Origin of the sequence: Streptomyces sp. NA02950 (assembly GCF_013364155.1) — a bacterium.
In the GTDB taxonomy this organism is placed as follows: Bacteria; Actinomycetota; Actinomycetes; order Streptomycetales; family Streptomycetaceae; genus Streptomyces.
The window spans coordinates 6,209,878-6,233,361 of record NZ_CP054916.1; the positions used below are offsets into that span (position 1 = coordinate 6,209,878).

Here is a 23,484-nt window from a genome sequence, read left to right on the forward strand (position 1 = left end):
CTGAAATTGATGTTCGGGTGGTTCCTCGAATTGTGGGCGGCATCACCCCTGCCCGCTTGTGTGATGGATTACCGGACGGGTACCGGAGAGGCGGGTGAGCCGCGGGCCGTCCGGCCGACGGCCACTTCACCCCACTGCTGTGGCGGGGTAGTTGGTGGCACGATGGTGACCGCGGGGGTGTGCGGGGTCGCGTGCTTCCGGGGCCGGTGAGACATGGGCGACCGAGGGTGCGTGATCAGCTGTGGTCATTTCTCTGTCATTGGTGGTGCTGGTCGGCATCGTCCTGGTGCTGATGATCCGCAATGGCTCGATCAAGTGGGGCCCGGGCCTCGTCGCGATGCTCTTCGGCTTCCTGCTCGCCTCTTCGGACCTCGCACCGGACATCCAGGACTTCCTCGACTCGGTCGCGAACGCCATCAGTGACATTGATGTCTGACCCGCCGGTCTCGCGTAACGCACAACGGCCCGGTCCGGAAGAGATGTCCGGAACCGGGCCGAGGGCCGTGGAGCGGGCGACGGGAATCGAACCCGCGTAGCCAGTTTGGAAGACTGGGGCTCTACCATTGAGCTACGCCCGCGCGCGCCGCGTCCGCCCGGTCCACCGGGACGGCAGCGTCCGGGATCGATCGCCCGGAGCGCGGCACGGCATGCATCGTAGCGGGTTCCGGCGCTCTCCCGCACACCCTTGCCCACCAGTCGAATAACCGGCAGCCGGGGCGTCCGCGGCCATGTACCCTACGTGTCGCACCGACGGGGTGTGGCGCAGCTTGGTAGCGCGTCCGCTTTGGGAGCGGAAGGTCGTCGGTTCGAATCCGGCCACCCCGACCATCACCGGCGACAAGATCGCGTTGTGGGGCGCGTCAGCCGTGCGGTTACTATGCAAGCTGCGCGTCTGTGTCTTTCTCTCTACCGGGCGCGATCGGCTGCGGACGCAACAGCGCAAGCAGCAGAACACCACACGTCAGCCCCAAGGAGACCGAACCGTGAAGAGCGCCGTGGAGAACCTGAACCCGACCCGGGTTCGGCTCACTGTCGAGGTGCCCTTCGAGGAGCTCAAGCCCAGCCTCGACGCGGCGTACAAGAAGATCAACCAGCAGGTCACGGTGCCTGGGTTCCGCAAGGGCAAGATCCCGGCCCGCGTTATCGACCAGCGGTTCGGCCGCGGCGCGGTGCTGGAGGAGGCCGTCAACGACGCGCTCCCGAAGTTCTACACCGAAGCGGTCAACGAGGGTGAGCTCAACCCGCTGGGCCAGCCCGAGGTCGACATCACCGAGCTCAAGGACAACGAGCTGCTGGCCTTCACGGCCGAGGTCGACATCCGTCCGTCGATCGAGATCCCGGACTACTCGGGCATCGAGGTCACCGTGGACTCCGTCGAGGTGTCCGACGAGGACATCGACGCCTCGGTCGAGCAGCTGCGCGACCGCTTCGCCACCACCACCGCCGCCGTCGAGCGGCCCGCGGCCGAGGGCGACGTCGTGGTCATCGACCTCGAGGCCAAGGTCGACGGCGAGGTCCTGGAGGACGGTGTCGCCCAGGGCGTCACCTACACCATCGGCTCCGGTGAGCTGCTGGACGGCATCGACGAGGCCGTGACCGGCCTGGAGGCCGGTGGCTCCGCCACCTTCACCTCCGAGCTCAAGGGCGGCTCCGCCCAGGGCAAGGAGGCCGAGGTCTCGGTCCAGGTCTCCGAGGTCAAGGCCCGTGAGCTGCCCGAGCTGGACGACGACTTCGCTCAGCTGGCCAGCGAGTTCGACACCCTCGAGGAGCTGCGCGCCGACAGCCGCAAGCGACTGGCGCAGACCAAGAAGTTCGAGCAGGCCACCCAGGCCCAGGAGAAGGTGCTGGACGCCCTCCTGGAGCTGGTCGAGGTCCCGATCCCCGAGAAGCTGCTCGAGGACGAGATCAACACCCGCAAGCACAACCTGGAGCACCACCAGCTCGGCCAGATGGGCCTGAACCTGGACTCCTACCTCGAGATGCAGGGCAAGACCGCCGAGGAGTTCGACGCCGAGCTCAGGGAGCAGGCCGAGAAGGGCATCCGCACCCAGTTCGTCCTGGACGAGCTGGTCAACAAGGAGCAGCTGTCGGTCGGCCAGGAGGAGCTCACCGAGCACCTGATGCGCCGTGCGCAGTCCTCCGGGATGAGCCCCGACCAGTTCGCGCAGGCCGTCGTCGAGGGCGGCCAGGTGCCGATGCTCGTCGGTGAGGTCGCCCGCGGCAAGGCGCTGGCCGTGGTGGTCGAGGCCGCCAAGGTCGTCGACGACAAGGGCGAGACCGTCGACCTGGACGACGAGGACGAGACCGGCGAGACCGTCGAGGCCACCGCCGGGGAGTCCGCTGAGGAGTCCACCGAGGCCGCCGAGGCGTCGGCCGACGACACCCCGGCCGAGGGCGACAAGCAGGACAAGGCCGAGAGCTGACCCTCGCCCGCCCCGCAGCCCGTACGAACGGGCCCGAACGTATGCACACGTCCGGGCCCGTTCGTGTTCCGCGAAGCGGCACTCCGGTGGCCGCCCGGCGGTGGGACATGCGCTCAGAGCGAACAGTTCCTGATGCGGGATGGCGCCCGCCGACCAGCGCGTTAGGGTCCGTAGATACGAGGGCAGGGGAGTCTCACAAGCCCGCCGGGGCGCACCGGCGGCCATGTCCCCCGCGCCCAGACGAAGACGCTGAGACGGCCAGTCGCCGTCAGAGACGAGCAGGTGGATACGTGACGAATACGATGCCTTCCGCCGCCGGCGAGCCGACCATCGGTGGCCTCGGCGACCAGGTCTACAACCGGCTGCTCGGCGAGCGGATCATCTTCCTCGGCCAGCCGGTCGACGACGACATCGCGAACAAGATCACGGCGCAGCTGCTCCTGCTGGCAGCCGACCCGGACAAGGACATTTACCTCTACATCAACTCTCCGGGCGGCTCGATCTCGGCCGGCATGGCGATCTACGACACCATGCAGTACATCCAGAACGACGTGGTCACCATCGCCATGGGCCTCGCCGCCTCGATGGGCCAGTTCCTGCTGAGTGCGGGGACCCCGGGCAAGCGGTTCGCGCTGCCGAACGCCGAGATCCTGATCCACCAGCCCTCCGCTGGTCTGGCGGGTTCGGCCTCGGACATCAAGATCCACGCGGAGCGGCTGCTGCACACCAAGAAGCGCATGGCGGAGCTGACCGCCTTCCACACCGGCCAGACCGTGGAGCAGATCACCCGCGACTCGGACCGTGACCGCTGGTTCTCCGCCGAGGAGGCCAAGGAGTACGGCCTGGTCGACGACGTCATGCTGTCCGCCTCGAGCGTTCCGGGCGGGGGCGGCACTGGGGCCTGAGTCCCGCCGTCCCGTAGCCGACCTCCAGCCCTCAGATCGCCACAGGATGGTGAAGACCCAGATGAACAACTTTCCCGGCAGCGGCATCTACGACCGCCCGATGGCCGAATCCCGCTATGTCGTGCCGCGCTTCGTCGAGCGCACCTCCCAGGGCATCCGCGAGTACGACCCGTACGCCAAGCTCTTCGAGGAGCGGGTGATCTTCCTGGGCGTGCAGATCGACGACGCCTCGGCCAATGACGTCATGGCGCAGCTGCTGTGCCTGGAGTCGATGGACCCGGACCGCGACATTTCGGTCTACATCAACTCGCCCGGCGGCTCGTTCACCGCGCTGACCGCCATCTACGACACGATGCAGTTCGTCAAGCCCGACATCCAGACGGTCTGCATGGGCCAGGCGGCCTCCGCCGCGGCCGTGCTGCTCGCCGCCGGCACCCCCGGCAAGCGTATGGCGCTGCCCAACGCCCGGATCCTGATCCACCAGCCCTACAGCGAGACCGGCCGCGGCCAGGTCTCCGACCTGGAGATCGCGGCCAACGAGATCCTGCGGATGCGCTCGCAGCTGGAGGAGATGCTGGCCAAGCACTCCACCACGCCGATCGAGAAGATCCGCGACGACATCGAGCGGGACAAGATCCTGACCGCCGAGGAGTCGCTGTCGTACGGTCTGATCGACCAGATCGTCTCGACCCGCAAGACCTCCGTCGGCCTCGGGTGACGGACCGGTGACATTGCCCCCCTCGGACCGAGTAGGTCCAAGGGGGGCCCGAACCGGGGGCCCGGCAAGGTACCGTCATAGAGGGCTGGGGCAGGTCCCCGGTAACAGAAGCAGAAAGCGCAGCGCAAGCACCCGGGTCCGCTGAGCAAAGCGGATCCAAGGCGAAGGGGAAGCACCTCGTGGCACGCATCGGTGACGGCGGCGACCTGCTCAAGTGCTCGTTCTGCGGGAAGAGCCAGAAGCAGGTGAAGAAGCTCATCGCGGGCCCGGGTGTGTACATCTGCGATGAATGCATCGACCTCTGCAACGAGATCATCGAGGAGGAGCTCGCCGAGACCTCCGAGGTGCGCTGGGAGGAACTCCCCAAGCCGCGAGAGATCTACGAGTTCCTCGAGGGCTATGTGGTCGGCCAGGAGGCCGCCAAGAAGGCGCTCTCCGTCGCCGTCTACAACCACTACAAGCGGGTGCAGGCGGGGGAGAACGGCGGCCACCGCGACGACGGCATCGAGTTGGCGAAGTCCAACATCCTGCTGCTCGGCCCCACCGGCTCCGGGAAGACCCTGCTGGCCCAGACCCTGGCCCGGATGCTCAACGTCCCCTTCGCCATCGCCGACGCCACCGCGCTCACCGAGGCGGGCTATGTCGGCGAGGACGTGGAGAACATCCTCCTGAAGCTGATCCAGGCCGCTGACTACGACGTCAAGAAGGCCGAGACGGGCATCATCTACATCGACGAGATCGACAAGGTGGCCCGTAAGAGCGAGAACCCCTCGATCACCCGTGATGTCTCCGGCGAGGGCGTCCAGCAGGCGCTGCTGAAGATCCTGGAGGGCACCACCGCCTCCGTTCCGCCGCAGGGCGGCCGGAAACACCCGCACCAGGAGTTCATCCAGATCGACACCACGAACGTGCTGTTCATCGTGGGCGGTGCGTTCGCCGGTCTGGAGAAGATCATCGAGTCGCGGGCCGGCGCCAAGGGCATCGGCTTCGGCGCCACCATCCGCTCCAAGCGCGAGATCGAGGCCAGCGACCAGTTCCAGGAGGTCATGCCGGAGGACCTGGTGAAGTTCGGGATGATCCCGGAGTTCATCGGCCGTCTCCCGGTCATCACCTCCGTCCACAACCTCGACCGCGAGGCGCTGCTCCAGATCCTGGTCGAGCCGCGGAACGCACTGGTCAAGCAGTATCAGCGGCTGTTCGAACTCGACGGTGTGGAGCTGGACTTCGACCGTCCCGCCCTCGAGGCCATCGCCGACCAGGCGATTCTGCGCGGCACCGGCGCGCGCGGACTGCGCGCCATCATCGAAGAGGTGCTGATGTCGGCGATGTACGAGGTGCCCTCCCGCAAGGACGTCGCCCGGGTCGTCATCACCGAGGAGGTCGTGCACTCCAACGTCAACCCGACCCTGGTCCCGCGCACCCGCGGCAGCGAGCCGGGCGAGCGCCACGAGAAGAGCGCCTGACACAGCCCCTCCTGGCGGCCTCACCGCCCCACAGCGCATACGAAGAGGGCCCCGGCTTCCCGGAGCCCTCTTCGTGTCTCGCGCGCGCCTGAGGGCGCCCCCGCGGCGCCTCAGGCCGGCTTGCGGGTGTCCTTGTAGATACCGGCGGTCACCTTGGCGAAGGCAGCCATGTCGGCGTCGGACACGCTCTCGCTCTCCCCGTCGACGTCCAGCACCATCGCGGCGTCGGTCTTCTCCGCCCAGGCGCAGGCCGGGGCGTAGAGACGGTCGTAGAGCTTGACGACCTCGCATTCGATGGCGGGGCCGTCCGCGCCGCCCGGCTGGAACCGCTTGCGCTTCTTCTCGACGCTCGGGGAGCTGTCGCCGCCCTTGAAGCTCTTGAACATCGAGTCCTGGACCTTCTTGGGGTCGCTGATCTCGCCGTACATACCGGAGAAGACCAGCCCCGAGTTCTCGTCGTCGGCCTGGGTGTAACGGGCCATGACCGAGGTCGCGCCCTCGGGCATGCTGTCCTGCACGGTCGTGCCCTCGTTCTTGAGGTCCGTCGTGCCCTTGTCCAGCTTGTAACCGCCGTCGTCGAGTTCCTTGGGGGTGACCAGCTTCATCGCCTTGGGCTTGTCCTCGCCGCCGGTGAGCACCACGGCTCCGGTGACGACCGCGCCCGCCACCACGAGCGCGGCGGCCGTAATGGCGATGATGGTGGTCTTGTTGCGGCCCCCGCCGGGCGCGGGTTGCCCCGGGTAGGGCGGCTGTCCGTAGGGTCCCGGCTGCTGGGGGAAGCCGTACCCTTGTTGGGGTGCCTGCGGCTGCTGGGGGTAGCCGTAGGACGGGGACTGGGCGTACGGGTTGGGCTCGGCGGACGGCTGCTGACCCCCGCCGTACGGATTGGGCTGACCGCCACCGAACGGTCCGGGCGGAGGACCGGGCGGCGGCGGTGGCTGGTTGTAGCTCATGGGTGCTGGGGATTCCCCTTCCGGTTCGCTTACTTGATTTCGACGCGCACGTCCTTGCGGACATTGGCGGTGATCTCGGCGGCCTCGCTCAGGGAGAGGCCGCGGCCGGAGAGCGCGGACGCCGTGTCGGAGACCACCACATAGACGACGGTGCTGTGGTCACCCCACATGCAGATCGGGATGGTGAAGGACTTGGCCCCACTGGTGGCGGCCGAACCCGGCGTGAACTTGGTGTTCTGGCACTTCATCACGGCCCCGTCGCCGAGTCCGCTCGGGGACTGCTCCTCCGGGCTGCCGACCAGTTCGGCCTTGCCGCCGTTGGAACCGACCGACGGGTCGTCCGTGGCCTCCTTGGCGATCTTCGCGAAGGCGCCGTCGACGACCGCCGCCGGGTCCTTCACCTCGCCCCAGACCCCCCTGTACTCAAGTGCCTTGAGCTGCATGCCCGACCCCGACTTGTAGCGGGCGCCGGCACCCTCCGGGTTGGTGACCCCGAAGGTGGCGAAGTCGCGCTTGTCGCTCTCGCTCAACTGGGCGCCGGACTGCCCGGGCTCCTTGGTGTAGTCCGTGGCCACCGTCTCGGGCGTGGTCAGCTTGTAGCGCTTGCCGTCGTCGGCGACCTTCGAGCTACCGCCCTTGCCGCCCTTGGCGTTGCCGCCGTCCTTGTCGTCGTCACCGCCGCCCATGAGCACGATGCCGCCGATCACCGCGGCCACCACGACCACCGCGCCGATGGCGATGGCTATGCCCTTCTTCTTGTTGCCGCCGGGGCCCGGACCCGGCTGGTACGGGCCCGGCATGCCCGGCTGCCCGTAGGGAGGCTGCTGGCCGTACGGCTGCTGGGGCTGGCCGTAGGGCGCGGCGGGCGGCTGCTGCGGGTAGCCGTAGCCCGGCTGCGGCTGGCCCTGTGGCTGCCCGTAGGGACCCGGCTGCTGGGGCTGCTGCCCGTAGCCGCCCTGCTGCGGGTAGCCGTAGCCGGGCTGGCCGGCCGCACCGCCCTGCCCGTAGGGACCCGGCTGCTGGGGCTGCTGGCCGTAGGGGCCCGGCTGGTTGTAGCTCATGTCAGTCCTTCGTTTGCACTTCGGTGTTGCTAGCTGTCTCGCGCGACGCGCGCGTCCTCACGCACCTTGGCCGTCACATCGGCGGCGTCCTTCAGGGACATGCTGTCGCCGAGAACCGCGGCAGCCGGGTCCGCCATCACCGTGACGCCCAGGGTGTTCTTATCGCCCCAGACGCACGCGGGTGCCTCCATGGATCCCTGTTGCGATGTGAACTTCATCGACTGGCACTTCAGGACGTCCCCGTCGAAGCCGTCCGGAGTGAACTCCTGGGCGTCGCCGTTGGCCTCGGCGGTGTTGTTGTCCCGCAGGGTCTTGACGATGACGGCCAGTACGAGGTCCGCGCCCCGTTCGGGGTCGGTGATCTCGCCCCAGACGCCGGTGAACTTCATCATCTTCTTGCCGGACGTCTGGTAGTCGGCCGCCACCAGATGGGGATCCTTGACGACCGGAATGCTCTGGAGGTCCTTTTTGCCCGCTGCCGACAGATCGTGGTCGTCGGTGCCCGCCCCCTGGCGCTGGTACTCCGCCGCGACCGTCTTCGGCGTCGTCAGCTTGTACGGACCGCTCTCCCCGCCGAACAGCGCGAAGGCCCCCGCCACCAGACCGCTCACGACCACCAGGGCCCCCACCGTGAGACCGATCGTCCGCCCCTTGCCCCGGCCGCCGGGGACGGGCGCCGGCGGCGGCCCGCCGTAGTAGCCCGCCCCCTGCTGCGGAGGCTGCGGAGGCTGTCCGTAGGGTCCCTGGGGCGGGGTGTACGGTCCCGGCGCGCCGTAGGGGCCCGGCTGGCCGTAGCCTCCCTGCGGAGGCCCGCCGAAGCCGGGCTGCTGGGCATACGGATTCGGCACAGGCGGCTGGCCGCCGCCGTACGGCCCTGGCTGACCCCCGTAGGGGCCGGGCTGCGGCGGCGGCTGCTGGTAGCTCATCGTGCCTCTCTCCTTGATGCGCATGACAGGTGCGGAACATCCTTCCCGACGCGCTGCCGTGGCTCGGCGGCGGGGCCACAACGGGTTCGTAACGGAGTGCCCCCGCCCTTTAGACTGCGGTCGTGACCGAGAACTCTTCGCAGCGCCCCGACAGCGGGCCGAACAGCCACCCCGAACTGCCGACCCAGTACGCGCCGGCCGATGTAGAGGGGCAGTTGTACGAGCGCTGGGTAGAGCGTGGTTATTTCGAGGCCGGCACGAAGAGCGACAAAGAGCCCTACACCATCGTCATTCCGCCGCCGAACGTGACCGGATCGCTCCACCTCGGTCATGCCTTCGAACACACCCTCATCGATGCGCTCACCCGGCGCAAGCGAATGCAGGGATACGAGACGCTGTGGCAGCCCGGCATGGACCACGCCGGTATCGCCACGCAGAACGTGGTCGAGCGCGAGCTGGCCAAGGAGGGCGTCTCCCGCCACGACCTGGGCCGTGAGGCGTTCGTCGAGCGGGTGTGGCGCTGGAAGGGCGAGTCCGGCGGGCAGATCTCCGGCCAGATGCGGCGCCTGGGCGACGGCGTCGCCTGGAACCGCGAGCGCTTCACGATGGACGACGGACTGTCCAAGGCCGTCCAGACCATTTTCAAGAAGCTCCACGACGACGAGCTGATCTACCGCGCCGAGCGCATCATCAACTGGTGCCCGCGCTGTCTCACCGCCATCTCGGACATCGAGGTCGAGTACGACGACGAGGACGGCGAGCTCGTCTCGATCCGCTACGGCGACGGTGACGATTCGATCGTCGTCGCCACCACCCGCGCCGAGACCATGCTCGGCGACACCGCGGTCGCCGTCCACCCCGACGACGACCGCTACCGCCACCTGGTCGGCACCGAGATCGAGCTGCCGCTCACCGGCCGTCGCATCCCGGTCGTCGCCGACGCCCATGTCGACCCGGAGTTCGGCACCGGCGCGGTCAAGGTCACCCCGGCGCACGACCCCAACGACTTCGAGATCGGCCGGCGCCACGGCCTGCCGAACCTCTCCGTCATGGACGAGCACGCGGTGATCACCGCCCATGGCCCGTTCCAGGGCCTGGACCGGCTGGAGGCGCGCAGCGCCATCGTCGGCGCCCTGCGCGCCGACGGCCGCATCGTCGCCGAGAAGCGGCCGTACACCCACTCCGTCGGCCACTGCTCGCGCTGCAAGACCACCATCGAGCCGCGGCTGTCCATGCAGTGGTGGGTCAAGGTCGGCCCGCTCGCGAAGGCCGCCGGTGACGCGGTCCGCGACGGCCGGGTGAAGATCCACCCGGAGGACATGGCCAAGCGCTACTTCGACTGGGTCGACAACCTCCACGACTGGTGCATCTCGCGCCAGCTGTGGTGGGGCCACCGGATCCCGGTCTGGTACGGGCCGAACGGCGAGGTCGTGTGCGTCGGCCCGGACGAGGAGCCGCCGAGCGGCCAGGGCTGGACGCAGGACAACGACGTCCTGGACACCTGGTTCTCCTCGGGTCTGTGGCCGTTCTCCACCCTCGGGTGGCCGGAGCGGACCGAGAGCCTCGAGAAGTTCTATCCGAACTCGGTCCTGGTCACCGGCTACGACATCCTCTTCTTCTGGGTCGCCCGGATGATGATGTTCGGCCTCTACGCGATGGACGGCACCCCGCCGTTCCACACCATCGCCCTGCACGGCATGGTCCGTGACCAGTTCGGCAAGAAGATGTCCAAGTCCTTTGGGAACGCGGTCAACCCGCTGGACTGGATGGACCGGTACGGCTCCGACGCGGTCCGCTTCACCCTGGCCCGCGGCGCCAACCCCGGTGTGGACGTGCCGATCGGCGAGGACTGGGTCCAGGCGTCCCGCAACTTCGCCAACAAGATCTGGAACGCCACCCGCTTCGCGCTGATGAACGGCGCCACGGTCGAGGGCGAACTCCCCGCCCCCGAGCGGCTTTCGGCCACCGACCGCTGGATCCTGTCCCGGCTGAACGAGGTCGTCGCGGACGTCGACGCGTTCTACGACGACTACCAGTTCGCGAAGCTCTCGGACACACTCTTCCACTTCGCGTGGGACGAGGTCTTCGACTGGTACGTCGAGCTGTCCAAGACCACCTTCGCCAAGGGCGGTCCGGAGGCCGACGCCTCGCGCCGGGTCCTCGGTGAGGTCCTGGACGTCACGCTGCGGCTGCTGCACCCGGTCGTCCCCTTCGTCACCGAGAAGCTGTGGACCTCGCTGACCGGCCAGGAATCGGTGGTCATCGCCGACTGGCCGAAGGACAGCGGCTTCCGGGACGAGGTGGCCGAGCGGGAGATCGAGAACCTCCAGCAGGTGGTCACCGAGGTCCGCCGGTTCCGCGCCGACCAGGGGCTCCAGCCCGGCCAGCGGGTCCCCGCCCGGCTCGAGCTGTCCGGCACCCAGCTGGCCGCCCACGAGGACGCCGTGCGTTCGCTGCTGCGCCTCCAGCCGGCCGGTGAGGACTTCACCGCCACCGCGTCGCTGCCGGTCGCGGGGGCGACGGTGGCGCTGGACCTGTCCGGGGCGATCGACGTCGAGGCCGAGCGCAAGCGGCTGGCCAAGGACCTCGCCGCGGCCGAGAAGGACAAGGCACAGACCACGGCGAAGCTGGGCAACGAGGGCTTCCTCGCCAAGGCGCCGGACCATGTGGTGGAGAAGATCCGCACCCGGCAGGCGACCGCCGAGGCCGATATCGCCCGAATCACCGCCCAGTTGGCGGCGCTGCCCAAGGGCTGAGCCGACAGGCTCGGCCCCGGGCACCGGGTCCATCGTCAGCGCCCCCGCCGTCCGCCGGCGGGGGCGCTGACGCGTACCGCCCGCACAGCCGATGCACAGGTATGCCCCACGGGGAACCACAACGGGCCTTCCGGGAGTCTTCTCCACGTACGCCCCGGAAGGAGCTCTGGCTTCATGAACAAGCCGCTGCGGAAGGCCTCCGTGTTCTCCCTGCTGCTGGTGCTGTCCCTCCTCGCCTGGCTCACCTATGTCCAGGTGGCGCGGGGCAGCAGCCTCCGGGACAACCCGCACAACACCCGCAACGCCATCGCCCGGTACGCGAACCCCCTCGGTGACATCGTCGTCGACGGCAAGCCCGTCACCGGTTCCGAGGCCACCCGGGGCAATCTCCGCTACAAGCGCACCTACACCGACGGGGAGCGGTACGCGCCGGTCACCGGCTACGCCTCCCAGGCGTACGGCAGCAATCAGCTGGAGGCCCTGGAGCGTCCGGTCCTCGACGGCTCCGACAGCAGGCTCAAGAACCCCCTCCAGGCGGTCACCCGGGAGCGGTCCAAGCCCGGCGATGTGATCACCACGATCGACCCGGCCGCCCAGCGGGCCGCCTTCGAGGAGCTGGGGGACAAGACCGGCGCGGCCGTGGCGATCGACCCGAAGACGGGCCGGATCCTCGCTCTGGCGAGTACCCCCTCCTACGACCCCGGTACCTTCGCGGGCTCCTCCACCGACGACCAGAAGGCGTGGCAGGCGCTTCAGAAGGACAAGAAGCAGCCGATGCTGAACCGGGCGCTGCGCCAGACGTATCCGCCGGGCTCGGCCTTCAAGCTGGTGGTGGCCGCCGCCGCGCTCGAGGACGGGCTGTACGACTCGGTGGACGAGCGGACGAAGAGCCCGGACCCGTACCTGCTGCCGGGCACGGTCACCGAGATGCGCAACGAGAACCGCTCGGCGCCCTGCGAGGACGCGACGATCCGCACCGCCCTCCAGTACTCGTGCAACACGGTCTTCGCGAAGATGGCCGTGGACCTGGGCGAGAAGAAGGTGGCGGAGCAGGCCGAGAAGCTGGGCTTCGACGACTCCGAGCTGGACATCCCGGTGCGTGCCGCGAAGAGCGTCTATCCGGAGGGGATGAACGACTCGCAGACCGGGCTGAGCGGTATCGGGCAGTTCGACGTCACCGCGACCCCGCTCCAGATGGCGATGGTGACGTCGGCCATCGCCGGGGACGGCAAGCTGATGACCCCGTATCTGGTGGACCGTACGACGGACGGCAGCGCGTCCGTCCTGGACCGCACCGAGGGCACGACCTACGGCCGGGCGATGTCCGAGGACACCGCGGCCGAGTTGCGTTCCGCGATGCGGACCGTCGTGGACCGGGGCACCGGCACCAACGCCCGGATCCCCGGGACGGAAGTGGGCGGCAAGACCGGCACCGCGCAGCACGGTGAGAACAACAGCGGTAAGCCGTACGCGTGGTTCGTGAGTTACGCGGATGACGGTGAAGGCCACCAGGTCGCGGTCGCGGTGGTGGTCGAGGACAGCGACGCGGCGCGCTCCGATGTCTCCGGCGGCGGCCTGGCCGGTCCGATCGCCAAGGCGGTGATGCGGGCCGCGCTGGGCTGACGGTACGAGGCGGGCCCGGGCTCGTCAGTCCTCCCTCGTAGACTGGACCGCGTGAGCGAGCGCCCCCAGAACGAACCCGCTGAACCCGACGATCCCGACGAATTCGAAGAGATCGTCGGAGCCGAGACCGACCGTGACCCCGATCTGGCGGTGATCGAGGCCGGTAGTCGGACGCTGCGTACCCAGTCCGGTCCGCCGCAGGGTGACGGCATCCCGGCCCGGCCCGCCGACCCCGAGGTGGACCGCGCGCTGCGCGAGGTGGAGGCGGAGCTGGCCAAGCGCTGGCCGGAGACCAAGCTGGACCCGTCGCTCGAGCGCATCGAGGCGCTGATGGACCTCCTCGGCTCGCCGCAGCGCGCCTACCCCTCGATCCACATCACCGGGACCAACGGCAAGACCAGCGCCGCGCGCATGATCGAGTCGCTGCTGGGCGCCTTCGAGCTGCGCACCGGCCGCTACACCAGCCCGCATGTGCAGTCCATCACCGAGCGGATCAGCCTGGACGGCGCACCCGTCTCCGCCGAGCGATTCATCGAGACATACCAGGACATCAAGCCGTATGTGGACATGGTCGACGTCCAGCAGGAGCACCGGCTGTCCTTCTTCGAGGTGCTCACCGGTATGGCCTACGCGGCCTTCGCCGACGCGCCGGTGGACATCGCGGTCGTCGAGGTCGGCATGGGCGGCTCCTGGGACGCGACCAATGTGATCGACGCGGGGGTCTCGGTGATCATGCCGATCTCCCTGGACCACACCGACCGGCTCGGCACCACTCCGGAGCAGATCGCCCAGGAGAAGGCCGGGGTGGTGAAGCAGGACGCCACCGTGGTGCTGGCACAGCAGCCGGTGGAGGCCGCGTCCGTGGTCCTCAAGCGCGCGGTGGAGGTGGACGCCACGGTCGCCCGCGAGGGCATGGAGTTCGGGGTGCTCTCCCGCGAGGTGGCGGTCGGCGGACAGCTGCTGACCCTGCGCGGCCTCGGCGGTGAGTACCCGGAGGTCTTCCTCCCGCTCTACGGCGCCCACCAGGCGCACAACGCGGCGGTGGCCCTGGCCGCCATCGAGGCGTTCTTCGGTGTCGGCACCCAGCACGCCCGCACCCTGGACATCGACACCGTCCGTACCGCCTTCGCCTCGGTCACCTCGCCCGGCCGGATGGAGGTGGTGCGCCGCAGCCCCACCGTGGTGCTGGACGCCGCCCACAACCCGGCGGGCGCGCGGGCCGCGGCCGAAGCGGTCACCGAGGCGTTCGGCTTCAGCCGGCTGATCGGTGTGGTCGGGGCCAGCGACGACAAGGACGTACGCGGACTGCTGGAGGCGTTCGAGCCGGTCTTCGCCGAGGTCGTGGTGACCCGCAACTCCACCCATCGCGCGATGGACGCGGACGCGCTGGCGGCCATCGCCGTCGAGGTCTTCGGCGCGGACCGGGTCCAGGTCGAGCCCCGGCTGGACGACGCGCTGGAGCAGGCTGTCACCCTGGCGGAGGAAGAGGGCGAATACTCGGGCGCCGGGGTCCTGGTCACCGGATCCGTGATCACGGTCGGCGAGGCCCGGCTGCTTCTGGGAAAGGGCTGATATGCGAACGCTGTGCGCCTCCACCCTGATCGGTGAGTTCTTCGTCATCGGCTTCGCGGGGCTGGTCGCGATGAAGACGGCCGATCTGTCGACCGGCGCCGTCTGGACGGTCTGCGGGGTCGCCATGGCGCTGTCCGTGCTGCTGTGCGGCATGCTCAGCCGTCCCGGGGCGGTGCAGATCGGCTGGGCCCTCCAGCTGGGCCTGGTGCTGAGCGGTTTCGTCGTCCCCGTGATGTTCTTCCTGGGCGCGGTCTTCGCCGGGCTGTGGTGGGCCTCGGTCCACTTCGGCCGGAAGGTCGACGCGGCCAAGGCCCGGTTCGCCGGTGCCGGGGCCACCCCGTCCGCTGACGCTGCGTAACGTGACCGCTGTTCACCCATGTAGCCTCTGCGACACAGCTTCACCCGCATGCCATTCCCCAAAGGAGCCCGCACCGTGAGCCAGCGCACTCTCGTCCTTCTCAAGCCCGACGCCGTACGACGCGGTCTGGTGGGCGAGATTCTGGGCCGGATCGAGAACAAGGCGGGCTGGACCATCAGCGCCCTGGAGCTGCGCGAGCTGGGCCGTGACCTCCTGGAGCAGCACTACGCCGAGCACGTGGGCAAGCCGTTCTACGAGCCGCTGGTGGAGTTCATGTCCTCCGGCCCGGTCGTGGCGCTGGTCGTCGAGGGCGAGCGGGTGATCGAGGGCGTACGGGCGCTGGCCGGGCCCACCGACCCGATCGCCGCCGCCCCGGGCTCCATCCGCGGCGATTTCGGCACCATCGTTCGGGAGAACCTCATCCACGCCTCGGACTCGGAGGAGTCCGCGCTGCGGGAAATCAAGATTTTCTTTCCCGGTCTCGCCTGATCCCCGCCGGTTCCCGCTCGGTTTGGGCTAAATGATCATCAACTCGTCATACCCCTGTTGACCTGGGGGCGGCCGAATTTCTCGGCCGCCCCTCGGCATATGCGGCCCGATCGGGGGAACGCATCTCCGCGACACGACGTCACCATGAGAGGGGGCGGGGTCGTGTTCTGCTGACAATGGCGGAGGACCCCCGCAGCGTGTTCGAGCGGGCGTGACTACGATGAGAGCTTCCGCGCCTCGCAGCGCACCCATCCTGCCGAACCTCAAGCAAGCAATCGCTCCAGTAGGGAAGGCCTGACGTATCCTCATGGGGAACAACATGTCGTTCATCGGCCGTGACATGGCTGTCGACCTCGGCACCGCCAACACGCTGGTGTACGTCAGGGGCCGCGGGATCGTCCTCAACGAGCCGTCCGTCGTCGCCATCAACACCAACACCGGCGGAATTCTCGCCGTGGGCGCCGAGGCGAAGAAGATGATCGGCCGCACCCCTGGCAACATCGTCGCCGTGCGTCCGCTCAAGGACGGCGTTATCGCCGACTTCGAGATCACCGAGCGGATGCTGCGGTACTTCATCCTGAAGATCCACAAGCGCCGTTATCTCGCCCGGCCCCGTGTTGTGGTCTGTGTGCCGTCCGGTATCACCGGTGTGGAGCGCCGTGCCGTCATCGAGGCGTCCACCCAGGCGGGTGCGCGCCAGGTGCACATCATCGAGGAGCCCATGGCCGCCGCCATCGGCTCCGGCCTCCCGGTCCACGAGGCCACCGGCAACATGGTGGTGGACATCGGCGGCGGCACCACCGAGGTCGCCGTCATCTCGCTCGGCGGCATCGTCACCGCCCAGTCGATCCGGGTGGCGGGCGATGAGCTGGACAACGCGATCATCCAGCACATCAAGAAGGAGTACAGCCTTCTGCTCGGCGAGCGCACCGCCGAGAACATCAAGATCACCATCGGCTCCGCGTTCGAGGGCGACCAGGAGGAGCACACCGAGATCCGCGGCCGTGACCTGGTCAGCGGGCTCCCCAAGACCGTCGTCATCTCCGCCGCCGAGGTTCGCAAGGCGATGGAGGAGCCGGTCAACTCGATTGTCGACGCGGTCAAGACGACCCTCGACAAGTGCCCCCCGGAGCTCTCCGGCGATGTGATGGACCGCGGCATCGTACTCACCGGCGGCGGCGCCCTGCTGCGCGGCCTGGACGAGCGGCTGCGCCGGGAGACCGGGATGCCGATCCACATCGCCGAGGACCCGCTGGACTCCGTCGCGCTGGGCTCCGGCAAGTGCGTCGAGGAGTTCGAGGCGCTCCAGCAGGTGCTGGACGCCCAGCCCCGCAGATGACCATCCGGCGGATCCGCCGCACGGGTTGACAGCCGTCGGCTGCCCGTGCGGCGGAACGCTGATATACAGGCATAAGGCTCCCCAGGACCGGCCGTGGACCACATATCACCGGGACCGGTCCGACTCCGACGAGGAAGGCACGTCGCCGCACGTGAGGGACACACGAGAGAGCCGGCTGCTCCTGGTGCTGCTGGTCGCCATCGCGTTCGCGCTGATCACGGTGGACATCCGCGGCGGCGAGGACTCACCCCTCGACGGCGCGCGCCAGGCCGCCGCTTCGGTCTTCGGCCCGGTGGAGAACGGCGTCGCGTCCGCCGTCGACCCGGTCGGCAACGCCGTGGCGGCCGTTCGGGACTCCGACGAGCGGCACGACCGCATCAAGGCCCTGGAGCAGGAGAACGCCAAGCTGAAGGCACGGCTCGGCAGCAACGACCGCAACCGCGCCCGGGTGGTCGAACTCGACAAGCTGCGGAAGGTCGCCAGCCGCGGCCAGTACGGCATCAAGGGCGCCGAGGTCATCGGAATCGGCGCCGCGCAGGGCTTCTCCTGGACCGTCACCCTCGACATCGGCAGCGACGACGGCATCCGCCGCGACATGACCGTCCTCAACGGCGACGGGCTGGTCGGCCGGATCACCACCGTCGGACCCTCCACCTCCACCGTGCTGCTCGCCATCGACCCCGACTTCACCGTCGGCACCCGGATGGAGAAGTCCGGTGAGCTCGGCTTCGCGGGCGGGCGCGGCGACCGTTCGCTGCACGTCCAGCTCCTCAACGGCAAGGCGAAGATCAAGAAGGGGGACCGGCTGATCACCTTCGGCTCCCAGGCGGACAAGCCCTTCGTACCCGGCGTCCCGGTCGGCAAGGTGGTCCGGGTCGACCCCACCGGCGGCGACCTCACCCGCACCCTCCAGGTGCGCCCCTATGTGTCGTTCAGCAAGCTGGACATCGTCGGTGTGGTGGTCGAGCCACCGCGGTCCAACCCGCGGGACACCGTGCTGCCCCCCAAGCCGGCGAAGCCCAAGCCGACGCCGACGGTCACCGTGACGGCGACCCCGACCGCCTCGCCCTCGAGCAACGCAGGCAACAGGAGCTGACCGATGCTGCACCTCAACCGGATCCTCCTGTCGACCCTCCTCGTCCTCTTCGCCCTGCTGACCCAGATCTGTGTGCTGGCCCGGCTGCAACTGCCCGGCGCCGTCCCGGATCTGCTGCTGCTCGTCGTCCTCGGCCTCGCACTGGTCTACGGCCACACCGGCGGTGCCCTCATCGGCTTCGGCGCGGGTCTGCTCGCCGACCTCGCCCCGCCCGCCGATCACGCGGTCGGCCGCTACGCCCTGGTGCTGTGCGTCATCGGCTATCTGGCCGGGCTGGCCAAGCCGGAGAGCGGTCAGCTCCGGTCGGCCACCGGCCCGATGCTGGTGGTCGTCGCGGCGGCCATGGGCACCACCCTGCTGTACGCGGGCGTCGGCGAACTGGTCGGCGACGACGCGGCCCGCCATGTGGGCCTGGGCAAACTGCTGTTCACCGCGGCCCTCTACGACCTGCTGCTGGCCCCCTTCGCGGTGCCACTGATCATGGCACTGGCCCGGAAGGCCGAGAACGATCCGATGGCCGACAGCGCGGGCGGCCCCGGCGGCGACAGCGCGTCCCGCTGGATCAGCGCGGCGGGCGGGGTCCGCACCGCGCGGGCCGGCCGGTTGAGCCGTCTGAAGCGCACCGGCCGCACCGCCCGGATCGGCGGCCAGCGCGGCGGGCTGCTGGAGAAGGCCGGGAAGGGCCGGACCGGACGCATCAAGGGGGTCAAGCGCCTGTGAGCAGCGCCCACCCGTCGCCCGCCCCCACCCTCCAGGAAGGCGCCGCGCGCCATGAGTAACATTCCCGAGACCGGGCGGACGCAGCGGGTCACCGTCCGGCTCGTCGCCATCCAGATCCTCGTCTTCTCGCTGCTGCTGACCCTCGGCGGGCGGCTGTGGTACCTCCAGATCCGCAACGGCGACGAGTACACCAAGAAGGCCGCCAACAACCACGTCCAGCAGGTCGTCCACCCCGCGGTGCGCGGTTCGATACTGGACGCCCGGGGTGTGCCGCTGGCCGACAACGAGACCCGGCTCGTGGTCTCCGCCAGCCGGACCGCCCTGATGAAGGAGCCGGACGACGGGAAGGCCGTCCTCACGCGCCTCGCGGGTGTGCTGAAGATGAAGCCCGACGACGTCATGGACAAGGTCCGGCTGTGCGACGCCAAGACCCCGCAGCCGTGCTGGAACGGCTCCCCGTACCAGCCCATCCCGATCACCGACGAGGCCAGCCCCCAGCAGGCCCTCCAGATCCGGGAGCGCGAGGAGGACTTCCCCGGGATCAGCGCGGAGCCCACCGCCGTGCGCCGGTACGCCGCGCCCGCCGGGTCCAACGCCGCCCAGGTGCTGGGCTATCTCTCGCCGGTCACCGATGAGCAGATCAAGAAGGCCGAGCACAGCAAGTCCCCGCTGCTCCGCTCCGACCAGGTGGGCAGCAACGGCCTCGAGCGCCAGTACGACAGCCAGCTGCGCGGCAAGGCCGGGGTCACCCGCTACGAGGTCGACAACCTCGGCCGGGTGATCGGCCAGCGGGAGAGCCAGCGGGCCCGGCCCGGCGACAACGTCGTCACCAGCATCGACTCACGCGTCCAGGCGGTCGCGGAGAAGGAGCTGGCGCAGGCGATGAAGGACGCCCGTAAGACGCACGACAGGAACACCGGGACCAACTACAAGGCGGACTCCGGCGCGGTCGTGGTGATGGAGGCGAAGACCGGCCGGGTGGTGGCCATGGCCTCCAACCCGACCTACGACCCCAACGTCTGGGTCGGCGGCATCTCCGGCAAGGACTACAAGAGGCTCACCGGCAAGACCTCCAACTACCCGCTGCTGAACCGGGCCATCCAGGGCCAGGCGGCCCCCGGCTCGATCTTCAAGGTGATCCCGACGACCGCCGCCGTCAACGCCGGATACGACTTCGACGGCCACTACCCCTGCACCAGTTCCTTCAGCATCGGCGGCCAGGTCTTCAAGAACTTCGAGTCGGCCAACTACGGCTCCATCAACCTCGGCCGCGCCCTCGAGGTCTCCTGCGACACCGTCTTCTACAACCTCGCCTACCAGCAGTGGAAGAAGGACGGCGGCAACAAGCCCAAGAAGAAGCCCGCGGACTGGTTCTACAAGACCGCCCACCAGTTCGGCCTGGGCAAGGAGACCGGTATCGACCTGCCCAACGAGGTCACCGGCCGGGTCCCGGACCGCCAGTGGAAGAAGGACTACTGGAAGGCCAACAAGGACGGCTGGTGCAAGAACGCCAAGAAGAACGGCGACTACGGCCAGCGGCTCTCCTACGAGAACTGCCTCGAGGGCATGAAGATGCGCGCCGGTGACTCGGTGAACTTCTCCATCGGCCAGGGCGACACCCTCGTCACCCCGATCCAGATGGCCACCATCTACTCGGCCATCAGCAACGGCGGAACGCTGTACGACCCCAGCATCGGCAAGGCGATCATCAGCCCCGACGGCAAGGAGATCACGAAGATCAAGCCCACCTCGCATGGCAAGCTGCCGATGAAGGGCGAGACCCGCGACCAGATCGACAAAGCGCTCGCCGGTGTGGCCACCCGGGGCACCGCCGCCTGGCGGTTCAACGGCTGGCCGCAGAACAAGATCCCGATGCACGCCAAGACCGGTACCGCCGAGGTCTACGGCAAGCAGACCACCTCGTGGTTCGCGACGTACACCAAGGACTACTCGGTCATCATGACGATCTCCCAGGGCGGTACCGGCTCCGGGGCCTCCGGCCCGGCCGTGCGCAAGATCTACAACGCGCTGTACGGCATCGACAAGAAGGGCGGCATCGACAAGAAGAAGGCGCTGCTGCCCACGCCCCAGGCCGACCTTCCCAGGATCGAGCCCGATGGCTCCATCGAGGCCCAGCCCCTGGGCAAGCAGTTCGCCCTCGCGGCGAACGAACGGCGCCGGGGAGCACAGCGATGAGCGCGTCCACCCACAACTACTCGGTCCGCCGCTTCACCCCGGAGCGCGGCACCTGGAGCAAGCTCACCGCCCGCGACTCGCTGGTGCGCCGCCTGGACTGGGTGCTGCTGCTCAGCGCGCTCGCCCTGTCCGCCATCGGCGCGGCACTGGTGTACTCGGCGACCCGCAACCGCACCGAGCTCAACCAGGGCGACCCGTACTACTTCCTGGTCCGGCACGCCCTCAACACCGGTATCGGGCTGCTGCTGGCCATCGGCACCATCTGGCTGGGCCACCGCACCCTGCGCGGTGCGGTCCCGATCCTCTACGGGCTCTCCGTGGTCCTTGTCCTGGCCGTGCTCACCCCGCTGGGCTCGACCATCAACGGCGCCCACGCCTGGATCCAGATCGGCGGCGGATTCTCCCTCCAGCCCTCCGAGTTCGCCAAGATCACGATCATCCTGGGGATGGCCATACTGCTGGCGACCCGGGTGGACGCGGGCGACCGGCTGCACCCCGACCACCGCACCGTGGTGCAGGCCCTCGGCCTGGCCGCGCTGCCCATCGTTGTCGTGCTGTTGATGCCGGACCTCGGCTCGGTGATGGTCATGGCGGTGATCGTGCTCGCCGTGCTGCTCGCCTCCGGCGCCTCCAACCGCTGGGTCGCCGGACTGATCCTCACCGCGGTGTCCGGCGCGGTGCTCATCTGGCAGCTCGGAGTGCTGGACCAGTACCAGATCGACCGTTTCGCGGCCTTCGCCAACCCCGCCCTGGACCCGGCCGGTGTCGGCTACAACACCAACCAGGCGCGGATCGCCATCGGTTCGGGCGGGCTCACCGGCAAGGGGCTGTTCCACGGCACCCAGACGACCGGCCAGTTCGTGCCCGAGCAGCAGACCGACTTCGTCTTCACGGTGGCGGGGGAGGAGCTGGGCTTCCTCGGCGCGGGCCTGATCATCGTGCTGCTGGGCATCGTGCTGTGGCGGGCCTGCCGTATCGCCCGGGGCACCACCGAGCTGTACGGGACGGTCGTCGCCGCCGGGATCATCGCCTGGTTCGCGTTCCAGTCGTTCGAGAACATCGGGATGACCCTCGGCATCATGCCGGTGGCCGGGCTTCCGCTGCCGTTCGTCTCCTACGGCGGCTCCTCGATGTTCGCCGTCTGGATCGCGGTCGGCCTGCTCCAGTCCATCCGGGTGCAGCGTCCGGTGTCCGCCTGACGTCAGCGGATGCGCTCCGGGGACTCCCCGCACCGACCCCGAGGCGACTAGATTCACTTCATGGTGGACATGACGCGGGAGATCGAGCGGAAGTACGAGGCGGCCGGGACCACCAAGGCCGGCGGACTGCCGGACCTGACGGGCGTGGACGCGGTCGCGGGCGTGACGGACCGGGGCGTGGTCACGCTGGACGCCGTCTACTACGACACGCCTTGCCGCCGCCTCGCGGCCGACGGCATCACGCTGCGCCGCCGCACCGGCGGTGGTGACGAGGGCTGGCACCTCAAACTGCCCGTCGGCGCGGACACCCGGGACGAGATCCGCGCCCCGCTCTCGGACACCCTGCCCGACCGGCTGGCCGCGCTGGTCCGCTCCCGCGTCCGCGCCACCGAACTCGTCCCCCTCGTCCACCTGCTCTCCGAGCGGGACGTCAAGCACCTGGTGGACGCCGACGGCGCGCTGCTCGCCGAGATCTCCGCCGACCGTGTCACGGCCCGGCGGCTGGCACCGGAGACCGGTGAGCCGGTCCGGTGGACCGAGTACGAGGTGGAGCTGGCCGAGGGCCGCGACCCCGCGCTGCTCGACGCGCTGGAGCCACGGCTGACCGAGGCGGGACTGCGCCGCTCGGCCGCGCCGTCGAAGCTGGCCCGGGCGCTGGCCGAGACCGATCCGGCGCGGTCGGGGAAGACGTCCCCGAAGTCCGCGAAGTCCCCGAAGTCCGCGAAGTCCGCCAAGGGCAAGGGGAAGAAGGCCGACAAGGCGGCCAAGAAGGACGCGAAGGCCCTCGCGGGCGATGTTGTCCTCGCCTACGTACGCCGCCAGATCACCGCCATCGTCACCCTCGACCCCGCCGTACGCCTGGACACCTACGACTCCGTCCACCGCATGCGCGTCGCCACCCGCAGGCTGCGCTCCGCCTTCCGCTCCTACCGCAAGGTCCTGGACCGGACCGTCACCGACCCCATCGGCGCCGAGCTGAAGTGGCTCGCCGCCGAGCTGGGCATCGACCGCGACCGCGAGGTGCTCACCGCGCGGCTCGAGGAACGGCTCGGGGAGGTCCCCGTCGAGCTGCGGCTCGGCCCGGTGGCCGCCCGGCTGCGCATCTGGTCCGAGGCGCGCCGCCAGGGCTCGCGCGGGCGGCTGATCGAGGTCCTGGACGGCGAGCGCTATCTCGCGCTCCTGGACCGCCTCGACGCGCTGCTCGCCGCCCCGCCGCTGCGCCCCGCCGCCGCCCGCCCCGCCGAGGACGTGATCCTCAAGGCCGTGCTGCGCGACTACGGGCGGGTCGCCGACCGCGTGGAGACGGCCCTGCACATGCCCGCGGGCCCCGAACGCGACCTCACCCTCCATGACGCTCGCAAGGGCGCCAAGCGGGCCCGCTACGCCGCCGAGGCGGCCCGTCCGGCACTGGGCAGGCCCGCCAAACGGTTCGCCAAGCGGATGGCCGCGGTACAGGGGCTGCTCGGCGACCACCAGGACAGCGTGGTGGCGCGGGAGGCACTGCGCGAGCTGGCGATCCAGTCCCACGCGGCGGGGGAGTCCGCCTTCGTCTACGGGCTGCTCTACGGCCGCGAGGAGGCGCTGGCGGCCGCCCGTGAGCGGGAGCTGCCGGAGCTGTGGGCCGAGGTCTCCCGCCCCGCGCACCGGGCCGCCCTGCGGCGCTGATCCACCGCCCAGGAGGCCCGCC

The 23,484-nt window shown here is 69.4% G+C and carries 19 protein-coding genes and 2 tRNA genes; 17 read left to right on the forward strand and 4 right to left on the reverse strand.

Annotation, left to right across the window (positions count from 1 at the left end; all coding sequences use genetic code 11):
- Positions 1–241 precede the first annotated feature (241 nt).
- On the forward strand, positions 242–436 hold the full coding sequence (locus HUT19_RS27160) for a hypothetical protein (RefSeq protein WP_176182972.1): 195 nt from the start codon (positions 242–244) through the stop codon (positions 434–436).
- 68 nt (positions 437–504) lie between these two features.
- Here HUT19_RS27160 and HUT19_RS27165 read toward each other — a convergent pair.
- A tRNA-Gly gene (locus tag HUT19_RS27165) sits at positions 505–578 on the reverse strand.
- A 173-nt stretch (positions 579–751) separates the two neighbouring features.
- Between HUT19_RS27165 and HUT19_RS27170 the strand changes: the two genes are divergently transcribed.
- From HUT19_RS27170 to clpX, 5 genes are all read left to right on the forward strand, one after another.
- Positions 752–828, forward strand: a tRNA-Pro gene (locus HUT19_RS27170).
- 155 nt (positions 829–983) lie between these two features.
- The gene (gene tig / locus HUT19_RS27175) at positions 984–2,423 is read left to right on the forward strand and encodes a trigger factor (protein ID WP_176182973.1); all 1,440 of its coding nucleotides are present in this window, start codon (positions 984–986) and stop codon (positions 2,421–2,423) included.
- Between the two features lie 302 nt (positions 2,424–2,725).
- Complete coding sequence (locus HUT19_RS27180; protein ID WP_176187350.1) at positions 2,726–3,328, forward strand: ATP-dependent Clp protease proteolytic subunit; 603 nt, start codon at positions 2,726–2,728, stop codon at positions 3,326–3,328.
- A 61-nt stretch (positions 3,329–3,389) separates the two neighbouring features.
- Complete coding sequence (locus HUT19_RS27185; RefSeq protein WP_176182974.1) at positions 3,390–4,046, forward strand: ATP-dependent Clp protease proteolytic subunit; 657 nt, start codon at positions 3,390–3,392, stop codon at positions 4,044–4,046.
- Between the two features lie 179 nt (positions 4,047–4,225).
- Complete coding sequence (gene clpX / locus HUT19_RS27190) at positions 4,226–5,509, forward strand: ATP-dependent Clp protease ATP-binding subunit ClpX (RefSeq protein ID WP_176182975.1); 1,284 nt, start codon at positions 4,226–4,228, stop codon at positions 5,507–5,509.
- A gap of 110 nt (positions 5,510–5,619) precedes the next feature.
- On the opposite strand, the gene HUT19_RS27195 is transcribed toward clpX, so the two are convergent.
- Genes HUT19_RS27195 through HUT19_RS27205 form a run of 3 tightly spaced genes read right to left on the reverse strand, consistent with a single transcriptional unit; the run spans position 5,620 to position 8,449 of the window.
- Positions 5,620–6,462, reverse strand: coding sequence for a hypothetical protein (locus HUT19_RS27195; protein ID WP_176182976.1), 843 nt, complete (start codon positions 6,460–6,462; stop codon positions 5,620–5,622).
- Between the two features lie 29 nt (positions 6,463–6,491).
- The gene (locus HUT19_RS27200) at positions 6,492–7,523 is read right to left on the reverse strand and encodes a hypothetical protein (protein ID WP_176182977.1); all 1,032 of its coding nucleotides are present in this window, start codon (positions 7,521–7,523) and stop codon (positions 6,492–6,494) included.
- 29 nt (positions 7,524–7,552) lie between these two features.
- Positions 7,553–8,449, reverse strand: coding sequence for a hypothetical protein (locus HUT19_RS27205; RefSeq protein WP_176182978.1), 897 nt, complete (start codon positions 8,447–8,449; stop codon positions 7,553–7,555).
- Positions 8,450–8,571: 122 nt separating this feature from the next.
- Here HUT19_RS27205 and HUT19_RS27210 point away from each other — a divergent pair, with 122 nt between their 5' ends.
- The 11 genes from HUT19_RS27210 (at position 8,572) to HUT19_RS27260 (ending at position 23,462) form a co-directional block, all read left to right on the forward strand.
- Positions 8,572–11,205: a valine--tRNA ligase gene (locus HUT19_RS27210; protein ID WP_176182979.1), complete on the forward strand. Its 2,634-nt coding sequence runs from the start codon at positions 8,572–8,574 to the stop codon at positions 11,203–11,205.
- Between the two features lie 174 nt (positions 11,206–11,379).
- Positions 11,380–12,828, forward strand: a complete 1,449-nt coding sequence (locus HUT19_RS27215) for a penicillin-binding protein 2 (protein ID WP_176182980.1) — start codon at positions 11,380–11,382, stop codon at positions 12,826–12,828.
- Between the two features lie 51 nt (positions 12,829–12,879).
- Positions 12,880–14,400 carry a folylpolyglutamate synthase/dihydrofolate synthase family protein gene (locus tag HUT19_RS27220; RefSeq protein ID WP_176182981.1) on the forward strand — a complete coding sequence of 507 codons (1,521 nt, stop codon included), beginning with the start codon at positions 12,880–12,882 and terminating at the stop codon, positions 14,398–14,400.
- A 1-nt stretch (position 14,401) separates the two neighbouring features.
- Positions 14,402–14,758, forward strand: coding sequence for a DUF4233 domain-containing protein (locus HUT19_RS27225; protein ID WP_176182982.1), 357 nt, complete (start codon positions 14,402–14,404; stop codon positions 14,756–14,758).
- A 75-nt stretch (positions 14,759–14,833) separates the two neighbouring features.
- The gene (gene ndk, locus HUT19_RS27230) at positions 14,834–15,247 is read left to right on the forward strand and encodes a nucleoside-diphosphate kinase (RefSeq protein WP_176182983.1); all 414 of its coding nucleotides are present in this window, start codon (positions 14,834–14,836) and stop codon (positions 15,245–15,247) included.
- A 319-nt stretch (positions 15,248–15,566) separates the two neighbouring features.
- Positions 15,567–16,586, forward strand: coding sequence for a rod shape-determining protein (locus HUT19_RS27235; RefSeq protein WP_176187352.1), 1,020 nt, complete (start codon positions 15,567–15,569; stop codon positions 16,584–16,586).
- A 151-nt stretch (positions 16,587–16,737) separates the two neighbouring features.
- Positions 16,738–17,682 (forward strand): rod shape-determining protein MreC, encoded by a 945-nt coding sequence (gene mreC / locus HUT19_RS27240; protein WP_176182984.1) that lies wholly within the window; start codon positions 16,738–16,740, stop codon positions 17,680–17,682.
- Between the two features lie 6 nt (positions 17,683–17,688).
- Entirely contained in the window at positions 17,689–18,402 is a 714-nt protein-coding gene (gene mreD / locus HUT19_RS27245) for a rod shape-determining protein MreD (RefSeq protein ID WP_176187354.1), read from the forward strand.
- 51 nt (positions 18,403–18,453) lie between these two features.
- Positions 18,454–20,598, forward strand: a complete 2,145-nt coding sequence (gene mrdA, locus HUT19_RS27250; RefSeq protein ID WP_176182985.1) for a penicillin-binding protein 2 — start codon at positions 18,454–18,456, stop codon at positions 20,596–20,598.
- The gene (gene rodA, locus HUT19_RS27255) at positions 20,595–21,797 is read left to right on the forward strand and encodes a rod shape-determining protein RodA (protein WP_176182986.1); all 1,203 of its coding nucleotides are present in this window, start codon (positions 20,595–20,597) and stop codon (positions 21,795–21,797) included. Before mrdA ends, rodA begins: the two co-directional genes overlap by 4 nt.
- Positions 21,798–21,857: 60 nt before the next feature.
- Positions 21,858–23,462, forward strand: coding sequence for a CYTH and CHAD domain-containing protein (locus HUT19_RS27260; RefSeq protein ID WP_176182987.1), 1,605 nt, complete (start codon positions 21,858–21,860; stop codon positions 23,460–23,462).
- Positions 23,463–23,484: the final 22 nt, after the last annotated feature.

Excerpts from the sequence above, each read along its gene's own strand:
- HUT19_RS27180 (WP_176187350.1), top strand. The coding sequence starts at position 2,726 with ATGCCTTCCGCCGCCGGCGAGCCGACCATCGGTGGCCTCGGCGACCAG.
- HUT19_RS27185 (WP_176182974.1), top strand. The coding sequence starts at position 3,390 with ATGAACAACTTTCCCGGCAGCGGCATCTACGACCGCCCGATGGCCGAA.
- HUT19_RS27195 (WP_176182976.1), bottom strand. The coding sequence starts at position 6,462 with ATGAGCTACAACCAGCCACCGCCGCCGCCCGGTCCTCCGCCCGGACCG.
- HUT19_RS27200 (WP_176182977.1), bottom strand. The coding sequence starts at position 7,523 with ATGAGCTACAACCAGCCGGGCCCCTACGGCCAGCAGCCCCAGCAGCCG.
- HUT19_RS27205 (WP_176182978.1), bottom strand. The coding sequence starts at position 8,449 with ATGAGCTACCAGCAGCCGCCGCCGCAGCCCGGCCCCTACGGGGGTCAG.
- HUT19_RS27215 (WP_176182980.1), top strand. The coding sequence starts at position 11,380 with ATGAACAAGCCGCTGCGGAAGGCCTCCGTGTTCTCCCTGCTGCTGGTG.
- HUT19_RS27225 (WP_176182982.1), top strand. The coding sequence starts at position 14,402 with ATGCGAACGCTGTGCGCCTCCACCCTGATCGGTGAGTTCTTCGTCATC.
- HUT19_RS27235 (WP_176187352.1), top strand. The coding sequence starts at position 15,567 with ATGTCGTTCATCGGCCGTGACATGGCTGTCGACCTCGGCACCGCCAAC.
- mrdA (WP_176182985.1), top strand. The coding sequence starts at position 18,454 with ATGAGTAACATTCCCGAGACCGGGCGGACGCAGCGGGTCACCGTCCGG.
- rodA (WP_176182986.1), top strand. The coding sequence starts at position 20,595 with ATGAGCGCGTCCACCCACAACTACTCGGTCCGCCGCTTCACCCCGGAG.
- HUT19_RS27260 (WP_176182987.1), top strand. The coding sequence starts at position 21,858 with ATGGTGGACATGACGCGGGAGATCGAGCGGAAGTACGAGGCGGCCGGG.